At 37.8% G+C, this 13,159-nt stretch carries 15 protein-coding genes and 2 tRNA genes; 11 read left to right on the plus strand and 6 right to left on the minus strand.

Features of this window, described 5'->3' with window-relative positions; translation table 11 throughout:
• Window positions 1–8: 8 nt before the first annotated feature.
• The 5 genes from mltG to DHW03_RS04495 all read left to right on the plus strand — a co-directional run bounded on the left by mltG (window position 9) and on the right by DHW03_RS04495 (window position 3,024).
• The gene (mltG, locus tag DHW03_RS04475) at window positions 9–1,064 is read left to right on the plus strand and encodes an endolytic transglycosylase MltG (protein WP_109924520.1); all 1,056 of its coding nucleotides are present in this window, start codon (window positions 9–11) and stop codon (window positions 1,062–1,064) included.
• Window positions 1,064–1,468 carry an acyl-CoA thioesterase gene (locus DHW03_RS04480; RefSeq protein WP_109924521.1) on the plus strand — a complete coding sequence of 135 codons (405 nt, stop codon included), beginning with the start codon at window positions 1,064–1,066 and terminating at the stop codon, window positions 1,466–1,468. Before mltG ends, DHW03_RS04480 begins: the two co-directional genes overlap by 1 nt.
• Window positions 1,469–1,481: 13 nt before the next feature.
• On the plus strand, window positions 1,482–2,471 hold the full coding sequence (locus DHW03_RS04485) for a YihY/virulence factor BrkB family protein (protein WP_109924522.1): 990 nt from the start codon (window positions 1,482–1,484) through the stop codon (window positions 2,469–2,471).
• A 94-nt stretch (window positions 2,472–2,565) separates the two neighbouring features.
• Window positions 2,566–2,652: transfer RNA gene (locus tag DHW03_RS04490), tRNA-Ser, on the plus strand.
• 285 nt (window positions 2,653–2,937) lie between these two features.
• Window positions 2,938–3,024 (plus strand) — tRNA-Ser (locus DHW03_RS04495).
• An 83-nt stretch (window positions 3,025–3,107) separates the two neighbouring features.
• On the opposite strand, the gene DHW03_RS04500 is transcribed toward DHW03_RS04495, so the two are convergent.
• From DHW03_RS04500 to DHW03_RS04510, 3 genes are all read right to left on the minus strand, one after another.
• Window positions 3,108–3,761 carry a hypothetical protein gene (locus DHW03_RS04500; RefSeq protein WP_109924523.1) on the minus strand — a complete coding sequence of 218 codons (654 nt, stop codon included), beginning with the start codon at window positions 3,759–3,761 and terminating at the stop codon, window positions 3,108–3,110.
• A 112-nt stretch (window positions 3,762–3,873) separates the two neighbouring features.
• On the minus strand, window positions 3,874–4,266 hold the full coding sequence (locus tag DHW03_RS04505) for a response regulator transcription factor (protein ID WP_109924524.1): 393 nt from the start codon (window positions 4,264–4,266) through the stop codon (window positions 3,874–3,876).
• 43 nt (window positions 4,267–4,309) lie between these two features.
• The gene (locus DHW03_RS04510) at window positions 4,310–5,074 is read right to left on the minus strand and encodes a DeoR/GlpR family DNA-binding transcription regulator (protein WP_109924525.1); all 765 of its coding nucleotides are present in this window, start codon (window positions 5,072–5,074) and stop codon (window positions 4,310–4,312) included.
• Window positions 5,075–5,229: 155 nt separating this feature from the next.
• On the opposite strand from DHW03_RS04510, the gene DHW03_RS04515 reads away from it, so the two are divergent.
• From DHW03_RS04515 to DHW03_RS04535, 6 genes are all read left to right on the plus strand, one after another.
• Complete coding sequence (locus DHW03_RS04515; protein WP_109924526.1) at window positions 5,230–6,825, plus strand: glycerol-3-phosphate dehydrogenase/oxidase; 1,596 nt, start codon at window positions 5,230–5,232, stop codon at window positions 6,823–6,825.
• A gap of 20 nt (window positions 6,826–6,845) precedes the next feature.
• The gene (glpK, locus tag DHW03_RS04520; protein ID WP_133248499.1) at window positions 6,846–8,336 is read left to right on the plus strand and encodes a glycerol kinase GlpK; all 1,491 of its coding nucleotides are present in this window, start codon (window positions 6,846–6,848) and stop codon (window positions 8,334–8,336) included.
• A gap of 20 nt (window positions 8,337–8,356) precedes the next feature.
• The gene (locus DHW03_RS04525; protein WP_109924528.1) at window positions 8,357–9,088 is read left to right on the plus strand and encodes an MIP/aquaporin family protein; all 732 of its coding nucleotides are present in this window, start codon (window positions 8,357–8,359) and stop codon (window positions 9,086–9,088) included.
• Window positions 9,089–9,316: 228 nt separating this feature from the next.
• Window positions 9,317–9,994, plus strand: coding sequence for a 3'-5' exonuclease (locus DHW03_RS04530; RefSeq protein WP_109924529.1), 678 nt, complete (start codon window positions 9,317–9,319; stop codon window positions 9,992–9,994).
• Complete coding sequence (locus DHW03_RS19475) at window positions 9,984–10,577, plus strand: CBS domain-containing protein (protein WP_240618464.1); 594 nt, start codon at window positions 9,984–9,986, stop codon at window positions 10,575–10,577. The genes DHW03_RS04530 and DHW03_RS19475 overlap by 11 nt, the downstream gene beginning before the upstream one ends.
• Window positions 10,483–11,436, plus strand: coding sequence for a DUF294 nucleotidyltransferase-like domain-containing protein (locus tag DHW03_RS04535; protein ID WP_240618465.1), 954 nt, complete (start codon window positions 10,483–10,485; stop codon window positions 11,434–11,436). Before DHW03_RS19475 ends, DHW03_RS04535 begins: the two co-directional genes overlap by 95 nt.
• A gap of 498 nt (window positions 11,437–11,934) precedes the next feature.
• On the opposite strand, the gene rplT is transcribed toward DHW03_RS04535, so the two are convergent.
• The 3 genes from rplT to infC form a co-directional block, all read right to left on the minus strand.
• Complete coding sequence (gene rplT / locus DHW03_RS04545) at window positions 11,935–12,279, minus strand: 50S ribosomal protein L20 (protein WP_025144714.1); 345 nt, start codon at window positions 12,277–12,279, stop codon at window positions 11,935–11,937.
• A gap of 77 nt (window positions 12,280–12,356) precedes the next feature.
• Complete coding sequence (rpmI, locus tag DHW03_RS04550) at window positions 12,357–12,557, minus strand: 50S ribosomal protein L35 (RefSeq protein ID WP_109924531.1); 201 nt, start codon at window positions 12,555–12,557, stop codon at window positions 12,357–12,359.
• A gap of 29 nt (window positions 12,558–12,586) precedes the next feature.
• Entirely contained in the window at window positions 12,587–13,156 is a 570-nt protein-coding gene (infC, locus tag DHW03_RS04555) for a translation initiation factor IF-3 (RefSeq protein WP_109924532.1), read from the minus strand.
• Window positions 13,157–13,159 lie beyond the last annotated feature (3 nt).

A 13,159-nucleotide genomic window follows, 5' to 3' on the forward strand; every position in this document is an offset into this window, starting at 1 on the left:
ATACAAAAATGACTGAAGTAGAAAAAAAGAGCATGAGCAGTGGTAAAAAAACAATCCTTGCCATCGCTGTTGTAGTGATTTTAATTGCTGGATATTTTGCCTTAAACCTATACAAGGTTTACTTTGCCCCTAATGTTACCGAAAATCAAAAATATTTATACATTAAAACTGGAAGTAATTTTGATGCACTTTTAGAAAACCTAAAAAATAAAGATCTTGTTAGAAGTGTATCTTCTTTTACAACCGCTGCAGAAAAAATGAATTTGGTTGCAAATGTGAAACCAGGCCGTTATCGCTTAAAAAAAGGTATGACCAATCGTACTTTAATTAATATGATAAAAGCGGGGAACCAAGAACCTGTAAAATTGAAATTTCAGAATATCCGTAAGAAGGAAAACTTTGCTGCCTACTTGGCAAGCAATTTAGAAGCCGATTCTTTGAGTTTCATTCATGTATTAGATTCTACTGCTTTGATTAGCAAATATGGATTTAATCAAGATAATGTTTATGCCATGTTTATTCCAAACACCTATGAAATGTATTGGAATGTGACGCCTATTGATTTCTTTGAACGCATGCACAAAGAGTACGACAAATTTTGGAATGTACAACGCAAACAAAAGGCATCGGCCTTAAATTTGACCCCTGCGCAGGTTTATACCTTAGCTTCGATTGTTGATGCCGAAGCCCTTTACGATAAAGAAATGCCCATTATTGCGGGCTTATATTTAAATAGGTTAAATCGTGGTCAATTACTGCAAGCAGATCCAACCGTAATTTTTGCAAATAACGATTTTACTGTAAAAAGGGTAACCAATAAGCTTTTACAGGTACAATCGCTTTACAACACTTATAAATATGCAGGCTTACCTCCGGGACCAATTATGATGCCGAGTATTAATGCGATTGATGCGGTACTAAATCGCGATCAAAATGATTACATATACATGTGCGCTAAGGAAGATTTTTCTGGATACCATAACTTTGCTGCAACTAAAGAACAGCATGAAATTAACGCAAAGAAATATCGCGAAGCTTTGAATAAAAGAAACATTTTTAAATAATGTACACCCACACCACCAAAATTAGAGTTCGTTATGGCGAAACCGACCAAATGGGTTATATGTATTATGGAAATTACGCGCAGTATTATGAGGTTGGCCGTGTAGAGATGTTACGTAGCTTGGGTATGAGCTACAGTTCTATGGAAGCCGAAGGCATTATGATGCCTGTTTTAGAGTTAAAATGCAAGTATATAAAGCCGGCATTGTATGATCAGGAAATTACGGTCAAAACAATTGTTAGAGAGTTGCCAGGCATCAGGATTTTCTTTGAATATGAATTGTACAACGAAAAAGAAGAACTCATCAACCTAGGCACTACAACTTTAGTATTTGTAGATATGAAAAGAAATAAACCAACAAATCCGCCTAAAAACTTTATGCAGAAGCTCTCAGTATTTTTTTAATCAATAGTTAAAAATGGAATGGTTACACAAGCAACTTCTTAAATTTTCGCCTTATTCGCGGTTTATCGAATGGACGAAGGTTTGCGTTTTGCCTGGTTTTAGTCCACTCCCGCTTTACACCGTTGCAACTTTCTTTTTTAAAGAGATTGGAAAAGATTCTTTAGTAAACAAATCATCATCATTGGCTTATAGCTTCATGCTGGCCATATTCCCTGGAATCATCTTCCTGTTTACGTTAATTCCATTTATACCGATAAACGGTTTCCAAGATCAGTTATTGAGTTTAATTGAGCTCGTTTTACCCCATAATGCTTACGATGCATTTGAAACTACTTTGAAAGACATCGTTAAAAATCAAAATAGTAGATTACTTTCATTCGGTTTTTTCTCGGCAATTTTCTTCGCTACAAATGGCGTTAAAAATTTAATGAAGGCTTTTAATAAGTCATCCTTGATTATTGAAACGCGGGGTTGGCTGAAACAACGCCTTATTGCTTTGATTTTGACTACAGTAATCTGTTTCTCCATCATCATCTGCATTAGTGCAATGGCGCTTGGAGAAATCCTGCTCACGTACATTAAAAATGAATTGCATATTAAAGACAGCTTAGTTGTGTTCGCAATACAGTTTACCAGATGGGCGTTATTGGCAATCCTGTACTTTATCACCATTTCCATTTTGTACCGGTACGGCCCATCTCATACCAAAAAATGGAAGCTCTTTAGTGCGGGCTCATGGCTGGCAACAATCTTGGCATTTATTACCATTTGGGGCTTTTCATTTTACATCAATCACTTTGCTTCGTATAATAAGGTATATGGGTCAATCGGGACTTTAATCGTCGTAATGATCTGGCTTTATCTAAATTCTTTGATTCTTTTAATCGGATTTGAGCTTAATGCCAGCGTTGATGTGAGTAAAAGGAGCGTTAAAATCATCCGTCCCACCTTCAATTTGTTCAAAAAAAGCACTCCAATTGAAGAAAATCTGAGCAAGAAATAACTTTTTCTGGCTCTGTGTTAAGCAATTATCAACTTTTGTGAAAAAAATCTCCAACACAGTTTGCAGATTTAAATGGGATTTGTACTTTTGTCGCGGAGAGTTGGCAGAGTGGTCGATTGCGGCAGTCTTGAAAACTGTTGACTTGTTAAAGGGTCCGCGGGTTCGAATCCCCCACTCTCCGCACTTAAATGCTGCCCAATACGGGTGGCATTTTTTGTTTTATCCCGATCTAAATCGCTTGAACTTAAAACAAGAACATGCCTCATCTTAGCGGAAAGCAAACAATAATAAGGCAAAGCGATTCGATTTTAAACAACAATATTTCATTTGCCATTCTTGCTGACGGTTTAATATATCGACATTGCTATTATCAGTTTTTGATACGATAAGCTGGATGGATTAAAAATATCTGTTAAAAATCTCAATTAAAGTTTGCAGATTTAACTTGGATTTGTACTTTTGCGCCGGAGAGTTGGCAGAGTGGTCGATTGCGGCAGTCTTGAAAACTGTTGACTTGTCAAAGGGTCCGCGGGTTCGAATCCCCCACTCTCCGCACTGAAATGCTGCCCATTATGGGTGGCATTTTTTGTTTGAACGCATGGCGTCTATGATCACCAAATTGGTTGTTACGATGCTTTAGCGAAAGTTATTCCCTTCGAGATAAACAACAACCTCTACTTCGTTTTGAGCATACTCTCTAAAAATCAATTTGCCAGAAAGCAGATACACGATTGACCTTAGCTGCTCTGCAAAATCTGTTCTGGGCAATAAAGGGGCTTTAGGATCGAAAGCAAAGCTGTAGGTCAATCGAATTACATTATCATCCAAACGCTTAACCGACATATTTAAACCGATGAGGACATGAATATCAATACAATCTAAGGTCTGTTGGGTAAGTCGGAATATGGCCTGTTCCAATTCCTCACTCAAATGATCAGGTAACTTAATAAAATCATTAAAAGCATCCTCACTGTCAATGTTGAAGCGATTGGAAAATAAAGCCTTCAATGCAGCAAACAGTCCATGAGTTTCATAAACACTGGGTTTCAAGGCAAATGAGACCTTTTTAACCTGATTTAAAGTTTTAGAAATGGCTAGCTGTAATGCTGGGCTGAGACTGATATTTGATTGGCCATCCAATTGAGATAACAACTGAGCAACATCATCATACAGAAATGACGCCAAGTTATCCTTTTCAATTTCAGCTTTTAAAAAAATAGCTAAACGAAGGTCTTCCTCGGTTTCTATAATTGGTTCTAAGGCTTTTGTTTCTGGTTTAGGGATTTCCATTTAAACTTGAAGTTGCGAAAAAAATTAATTAAATGAAAACCTAAATGTTTCAATCTTTAAAACAAAAAAACTCCAGCCGGGTGGACTGGAGTTTCTGCATATCTATATCTAACTAGGCTTTCGAGGTTCTTTTTTCTTCACTACGTTTAATCTGCGCATTGATTCTTGCCAAAACATCGTAAATATCAAATGGTTTGCTGATATAATCGTCAGCAAAAGCATCAATAGCTTTTTGCTCACTGTTATTTTGAGCAGACATTACAATGATTGGAATGTGTTTGGTAAAAATATCTGTTTTCAAATCTTCGCAAATTTCAGCCCCATTACCGTCTGGCAACATCACATCCAATAGAAAAAGATCGGGCATGGCATCTTGAATGTTTTTTTTCAGTTCAGCAAATGACGAGGATAATTGTAATTCAAAGCCTTCTTCCTTTAAGAGAATTTCGATCACGTTTCTAATTTCTTGATCGTCTTCTAAAATGTGTATTCGTTTTTTTTCCATGTTCAAATTATACTTTTGGTTTAGCTGTACAGAATGGAATTTCCTATACGATAGTTACAGTAACACCTAAACCCTCTAAATGTTTAACAATTTGTTCAGAAATTCCTTTATCTGTAATTATGTGATCAATTTCTTCTAGTCCGCATATTTTGCCAAAGCCTCTTTTGCCAAATTTTGTAGAATCGGCCAACACGATTGTTTTTTGAGAGGCGCCAATCATTTTCCGATTTAGATGAGCCTCCATCGCATTTGTGGTTGTTAGGCCAAAATCTAAATCAATCCCATCAACCCCTAAAAATAATTTATTAAAATAAAAATCTTGCAAAACTTGCTCGGCATAACTACCCATCACTGATGATGAACTTTTCCTCAGCAAACCGCCCAACTGTATTACTTCTATGCTTGGCTCACGCATTAATTCCAGCGCCACATTTAAAGCCGAAGTAACTACTGTTAAATTGGTATTAGGCGCTATATTTTTCGCAAAATATAACACCGTAGTGCCAGATGCAATTACAATCGAATCATTTTCGTTTAAAAGTGAGGCTGCCGCTATGCCTATTTTATTTTTCTCGGTAGATTGAATCTTTTCCTTTTCATTAACAGGTCGATCTACCGTGTAAGGATTATTTACCGTTGCCCCGCCATGCGTACGGAAAAGTAAGCTTTTATCTTCAAGCAGTTTTAAATCCTTTCTAATGGTAACAGACGACACTTTCAATTCCTTACATAAATCAACCACGTTAATGTATTGATCCTTTTGTAATCGACTAAGTATAAACTGGTGCCGCTCAGCTAAATTCATCATAAACCTTTTGTTATATCGACTGCAAATTAGCAAATAAAACAACGACTAAAATATTTTCCACCAATATTTAATAAAATTTAACAAATAGATAATATTGTTTCGATAATAATTATATATACTTGCGTATTGTTTCGATTTATTATTTTTAATCCTAAATGAAAAGATTACACAACACGAATATACCTGAAAATGAAATATGGGATTTGGTTATAATTGGAGGTGGTGCTACAGGCTTGGGCACTGCACTAGATTCTGCCAGTAGAGGCTTTAAAACATTACTTGTAGAACAATCTGATTTTGCAAAAGGCACATCCAGTAGAAGTACAAAACTGGTGCACGGCGGCGTACGTTATCTGGCACAGGGTGATATCGGCTTGGTAAGGCATGCATTAAAAGAACGTGGCCTATTGCAACAAAATGCAAAACATTTGGTTGATAAAGAGGAATTTATCATTCCATGTTATGATTGGTTTTCCGTTACTAAATATTTGGTCGGATTAACGCTCTATGATTGGCTGTCGGGAAAATTTAGTTTCGGAAAATCAAAATTCTTTTCGAAAGAACAAACTTTGAATATCATGCCTGGCATTAAAGCTGAAGGCCTAAAAGGTTCTATCCGATATTTCGACGGAAAATTTGATGATGCAAGACTCGCCATTAACATTGCACAAACCGCTACCGAGCAGGGCGCAACGCTTTTAAACTACACCAAAGTTACCAATCTGATTAAAGATTCTAGCGGGAAGATTTCTGGCATTGAAACAGAAGATACCTTAACAGGGAAGACGAATACTTTTCATGGAAAAGTAGTGATCAATGCGACGGGCGTTTTTGTTGATGAAATCTTACATATGAATAATCCCCAATCCAAAAAAATGGTACGACCGAGTCAGGGTGTTCATGTTGTATTTGAAAAAAGTTTTTTAAATAGTAATTCAGCCCTAATGATTCCAAAGACTTCAGATGGTAGGGTGCTTTTTGCAGTGCCTTGGCACAATCATTTATTAGTTGGAACTACCGACACTCCCCTAAATGAACACAGCTTAGAACCTAGAGCACTGAAAGAAGAAGTTGATTTCATTATGAATACAGCATCGGCTTACTTCAACAGGAAACCTTTGGAACGGGATATTTTAAGTGTTTTTTCTGGATTAAGGCCATTAGCTGCGCCAACATCTGGCGATGGTAACAGCACAAAGGAAATCAGCAGAGATCATAAACTCATTATATCTGCACCGGGTTTAATCACCATCACTGGCGGTAAATGGACTACCTACAGAAGAATGGCAGAGGAAACGGTCGATTTGGCCATAAAGCATGTTGGTTTAGAAACGAAAGCATGTGTAACTGAAAATTTAGCCATACACGGAAGTGCTGAACCTAATGGAGATAGCTATATGAATATTTATGGAACGGATCGGGTTGAAATTGAGTTTTTAATGGAAGCAGAACCCGAATTCAAAGTAAAACTTCATCCTCAATATCCATATACCGAAGCTGAGGTGGTTTGGTCGGCCAGACATGAAATGGCAGAGACTGTTGAAGACATTCTGAGCAGGAGGTTAAGAATATTATTTATCGATGCACAGGCTTCAAAACAAATGAGTACGAGAGTGGCCGCCCTCCTGGCCAAAGAATTAAATGCAGACAAAAACTGGGAAAATAATCAAATAGAAATTTTTAATACTTTAGCTGATGGCTATATCTATAATTCTAACAGCAATGTAGAACAACCAGAACTAGCGAATTAATACCTAACCAATTATACATTATGAGTAAGTACATCCTGTCTCTCGATCAGGGAACCACAAGTTCGAGGGCAATTATTTTTAATCACAATGGCGAAATTGTGGCCATTGCCCAAAAAGAATTTACCCAAATATACCCACAGGCAGGCTGGGTAGAACATAATCCGGCTGAAATATGGTCAACACAGCTTTCGGTTGCCGCAGAGGTTATTGTTAAAGCTGGTTTAACAGCAAAAGATATCAATTCTATCGGCATCACCAATCAAAGAGAAACAACAGTAATTTGGGATAGAGAGACGGGACAGCCGATTTACAATGCCATTGTTTGGCAAGATAGAAGAACATCAACCTATTGCGATGAAATTAAGAAACAAGGCTTAGCAAAAAAAATCCAAGAGAAAACAGGATTAATTATTGATTCTTACTTTTCGGCCACCAAAGCAAAATGGATACTGGAAAACGTAGAGGGGGCTAGAGAAAAAGCAGATGCAGGGAAATTGGCTTTTGGAACGGTAGACAGTTGGCTAATCTGGAAATTAACCAACGGACAAACCCATGTTACGGATGTAACCAATGCTTCCCGAACCATGCTATATAACATCCATTCCCTATCATGGGACGAAGAATTGCTTTCGCTTTTTAACATTCCCAAACAGATGCTGCCAGAGGTAAAATCATCTAGCGAGGTATATGGAGAAACCGCAGGTAATATTCTAGCTGCAAAAATTCCAATTGCAGGCATTGCAGGCGATCAACAATCGGCATTATTTGGCCAAATGTGTACAGAAATTGGTATGGTTAAAAATACTTACGGCACGGGTTGTTTTATGTTGATGAACATTGGCAAAGAACCTAAAATTTCGGCCAATAATCTTTTAACCACCATTGCATGGAAAATCAACAACGAAGTAATTTACGCTTTAGAAGGAAGTATTTTTATTGGTGGAGCCGTTGTGCAGTGGTTGAGGGATGAAATGGGTTTAATTTCGAAATCAGCCGATGTTGAAACACTGGCTAAAAAAGTTAAAGATACTCAAGGTGTTTATGTGGTTCCAGCCTTTGCAGGCTTGGGTGCACCCCATTGGGATCAACACGCGCGAGGAACGATTACCGGATTAACGAGAGGTACAAACAAATCGCACATTGCAAGGGCAGCTCTAGAAAGCATCGCCTACCAAACGATGGATGTATTGAAAGCCATGGAAGCGGATGCAGGCGTGAGCATAGCCGAATTAAGAGTTGATGGTGGGGCAACCGCGAACGATTTATTAATGCAGTTTCAAGCAGACCTGCTAAACTCTAAAGTAATTAGGCCTGAAGTTACCGAGGTTACCGCCATAGGTGCTGCTTATTTAGCAGGCTTAGCAACAGGTTTTTGGGATAGTATCGACCAAATCCGATCGCAATGGAAGATAAACCGAACTTTTGTAGCTGAAGCTGGTATAGACAATACAGAAAGAATTAAGGGCTGGAACAGGGCAATTAAAGCCGCTCGTGTCAATGCTGAAGACTAAAACGACTAACCAAAAATCTCATGACAGAATTTGTAGCAGAATTTACAGGCACAGCGCTTTTAATTCTTTTAGGAAATGGTGTGGTGGCTAATGTGGTGCTAAAGGGCACCAAGGGCAACGATAGCGGTTGGATGGTTATCACTACCGCTTGGGCATTGGCTGTTTTTGTGGGTGTAGTTATTGCAGCACCATATAGTGGAGCGCATTTAAATCCAGCGGTAACGATAGCCTTAGCACTGGCACAAAAATTTGCTTGGATCAAAGTTCCGTACTATATCTTGGCACAACTTTGCGGTGCAATAGTGGGTTCTTTTTTAGTGTGGGTGATGTATAAAGATCATTTTGATGCAACCGACGATCAAGGCTTGAAGGCGGCACCTTTTGCAACATCGCCAGCCATTCGAAATTTGAAATCTAATCTTTTCTCAGAAATACTGGGCACATTTGTGCTGATTTTCGTAATCTTCTATTTTACCAACGCAGAAATGGGAACCGATAAAACCCCAATTGGCCTTGGTTCTTTAGGCGCAATCCCTGTCGCCTTTTTGGTATGGGTTATTGGCTTAGCCTTAGGTGGTACTACGGGTTATGCCATTAATCCAATTAGAGATTTAGGTCCACGCATTGTGCATGCCCTAATCCCGATGAAAGGAAAAGGTAGCAGCGATTGGGCATATTCTTGGGTACCAATTGTGGGGCCAATTATTGGGGCTACCATTGCGGCGTTGGTGTATTTGGCGCTCAATATTTAAACATAACCCCATTTTTATCAGCACTTTATCAAATCATTGATAAGGTGCTTTTTTTTTGCCACTGATTTTTCAAGCCGAAACCATCCTTTTTTCTTTGGTTACACAATCAGTTAGGTATTTATGGCATCTCCAAACGCCCATTAAATGCTTAAATTAATTATCTTTGAAATGGAAGAACCACTGATGGCCCCTTAACTTTGAGAGCTAAACCCAAACTAATCACCCAATTTGCAAGATTTTTTCCTCGTTATTGATACTGAAACTTCTGGTTTACCTAAAAACTGGAATGCGCCCTATTCGAAAGAAAAAAATTGGCCCCACATTGTGCAAATTGCATGGATTATTTATGACAGCAATTACCAGGAAGTAAAGCGCGAAAACCATTTCATAAAAAATGATGATTTTAAAATAGATAAGTCTGCCGAAAAAATTCATCACATCACAAGCGACTATTTAAAAATTCATGGTGAAGCATTGAGTGAGGTTATGGAGTTGTTTAACAACGATATGCTTAAATTTAAGCCACTCATTATCGGGCATTTTATTGAACTCGATTTTCACATGATTAATATTGAACTGTACAGATTAGGTAAAGAAAATATATTCCAAAACTCGAAATTCTATTGTACGATGTTAGCAAGTGCAAATTTTGCAAACAAAGCTGCTCTTAGCCATTTGAAACTGAATCGGTTTTATGCTTTACTTTTTAATGAAGAGCCCGCTGATATGCACAACGCTTTAGCAGATGCGCTCAATACGGCTAAAATTTTCTTTCACCTACTCAGCAATGAAAGAATATCCTTAACTTCAGTATATCAACAAGAACACCGTTTCACTAAAGCGTTAGTCTTCCCCAATCAATCGTTCTTTAGAAGAATTATACATCGATTATGGCATGGAAAATAAGTTAATAGATAAAATATATACTTCCAGAATCGGCGACATCACCTATAAAAAAATTGTAAGCTGCTTGCCCGAAACACCCATTTTTGAGGTTGCAGCTAAAATGGCCGAACATAAAACGAGTTGTTTATTTGTTAGAGATGCCCAAAACAACTTTTTAGGTTTTGTAACCGATATTACCCTAAGGGATGAAGTAATTGCCAAGCAGCGCAGTACCAATTTAGCCATAAGCGAGGTGATGGATCCAAACATCATCACCATTTCGCCTCAAGCCTTTGTTTATGAGGCCATACTGATGATGTTTAGTACGCATTCTCGTTATCTTTTGGTGGCTGACGGCGGAAATTTTTTAGGCTTTTTAAGTCGGAACAGGCTATTAAGTGAGCAAGCAGAGTCTCCACTGGTTTTCATTCAATCTGTTAAATCGGCCGTAAATACCCACGATTTGAAGAACAAGTGGCAAAAAAGTTCCCCTCATCGTTTCGCAGTTATTGGAGAGGGGTGTACATGCCAAAATTGTAAACGAAGTGGTAACCACCATTGCCGATACCATTTCGCTAAAAATTATAGAAGAAGTAATTGCTAAGCTTGGGCCGCCGCCTGCCAAATTTGTATTTATGGTTTTAGGAAGCGAAGGCAGGAAAGAATTGAGTCTGAAAACGGATCAGGATAACGCGATTATTTATGAAGATACGACTGAAGAAAATCGGGCTGCCATACGTTCGTACTTTCTAGATTTCGCTGGTCAGGTTTCTGATAAGCTTAACTATGTAGGTTTTGTGTACTGCGACGGCGATTATATGGCTTCTAACCCGAATTGGACTCATTCCTTAGCCCATTGGAAATACAATTACAAAAATTGGATTGAAGAGGCTCTACCGGAAGCAGCTGTAAAATTTGCTGCCTTTTTCGATTGCAGGGCAATTTATGGTGATTTAAGCATTATGGAAAAGTTAAGATCTTTCGTTAATGAGGAACTCCAAAAACCCATAGAAAAATTTTACGTGTATCTCGCAAAAAATGCATTACTCTACGAACCACCCCTCACCTATTTTAAAAACATCAGAACACAAAAGATAGAGAAGAAAGAAGTATTTGATATTAAAACGGCTATGACTCCAATTGTAGATTTGGCAAGGGTTTATGCCCTTCAAAATAGAATTTTTCAAAAGGAAAATACCGGTGAACGTTTAACAGCGCTTAAAGAACTCGGCATTTTTACAGAAAATCAATTTGAAGAATTATCGCAAGCTTACTACTACCTCATGAGTTTGAGATTAAAACATCAGGCTAGGCTAATCACCGAAATGAATACGGCTCCAAATAATTTTATTGAGATTGATTCACTTACAAAAATAGAGAAAGTAACTCTGATTGAAATCTTTAAAACCATCCTAAATTTTCAGAGTGGAATTCGAATGAAGTTCACGAACAGTTTGAATTAGTCTTATCAGCATAACGATAAAACTTTGGCACCACCGCCTAGGTTAGTGTTTTCACGAACCAAAAAAATATTTTCCAAAAATGGTACGTGGGGACACGTACCATGGCGATCTTTAAACTAAAACAATCAAATGCCTTGGTTTGTGTCTTCACGAACCAAAAAAATATTTTCCGAAAATGGTACGTGGGGACACGTACCATGGCGATCTTTAAACTAAAACAATCAAATGCCTTGGTTCGTGTCTTCACGAACCAAAAACACATCTTCCAACAATGGTACGTGGGGGGACGTACCATGGCAATCTGATTTGTAAACTAAAACAATTACAAATACCACATGCCTTTTTTCGTGTTTTTACGAACCAAAAAAAACCCTCTAAGAATGGTGCTTGGAGACAGGTACCAAAGCACATTGAAAATAAAAATCATCTGCAACAAAAAAGGGTTCTGATAAATATCAAAACCCTTTTTAAATATTATAATCGCCTTGGCGAAGATTTCTATTTTACTGCATCAATTACAGCTTTGAAAGCCTCAGGATGATTCATTGCTAAATCAGCTAATACTTTACGGTTTAAACCGATTTCTTTTGAAGCTAATTTACCGATTAATTGAGAGTAAGAAATACCGTGCTGACGAGCGCCTGCATTAATACGTTGGATCCATAATCCGCGGAATTCTCTTTTCTTAACTTTACGGTCACGGTATGCATATTGCAAACCTTTTTCTACTGTGTTTTTAGCAACAGTATAAACCTTACTTCTTGCTCCCCAATAACCTTTTGCTAGGTTAAGGATTTTTTTTCTTCTTCTTCTCGAAGCTACTGCGTTTACCGAACGTGGCATGTTGTTGTTGTTTTTTGGCAAGCGGCGTTCCGTTCAATCGGAAACTTTAAAGCCTGATACCTGGTGAAATTAATAAATTACTTTCCGATGCAAAGCATACGTTTAACGTTACCTAAATCAGCGTCTGAAACTAGACTTGTTTGACCTAGTGCACGTTTACGTTTAGTGCTCATCTTTGTTAAGATGTGACTTTTGTATGCGTTGTTTCTTTTGATTTTACCTGTTCCAGTAAGCGAAAAACGCTTTTTAGCACTGGAATTGGTTTTCATTTTTGGCATAACCTGTTTTTTAATTTATAAACCTATTTTTATTTTTTTGCTACTTTAGGGGCAACAGTTAGGAACATACGTTTACCTTCTAACTTAGGTAACAACTCTACTTTTCCTACATCTTCCAAAGCCTGAGCAAATTTCAATAATAAAATTTCACCCTGTTCTTTGTAAACAATTGCTCTACCTTTAAAATGCACATAAGCTCTAACTTTCTCACCGTTCTCCAAAAAGCTTACTGCGTGTTTTAATTTAAACTGGAAATCGTGATCGTTCGTGTTAGGACCAAAACGAATCTCCTTAATAACAGTTTGTTTAGCGTTTGATTTAATCTCTTTCTGCTTTTTCTTCTGCTCGTAAACAAACTTACTGTAATCAATAATCCTACAAACTGGTGGTACTGCGTTTGGAGAAATTTCTACCAAATCCAATTCCAGTTCATCAGCAAGCGCCAAAGCTTTAGCCAAAGGATAAATCCCTGGTTCAACATTATCGCCAGCTAAACGCACTTCGGGCGATTTAATAAACTGATTAATGTTATGTTCTGCTTCTTTCTTCTTAAAAGGTGGACGTGGTCCCCTGTTAAATCCTGGTCTTCCTAATGCCAAATT

The sequence above is a fragment of the Pedobacter yonginensis genome (assembly GCF_003173595.1).
Taxonomy (GTDB): domain Bacteria; phylum Bacteroidota; class Bacteroidia; order Sphingobacteriales; family Sphingobacteriaceae; genus Pedobacter; species Pedobacter yonginense.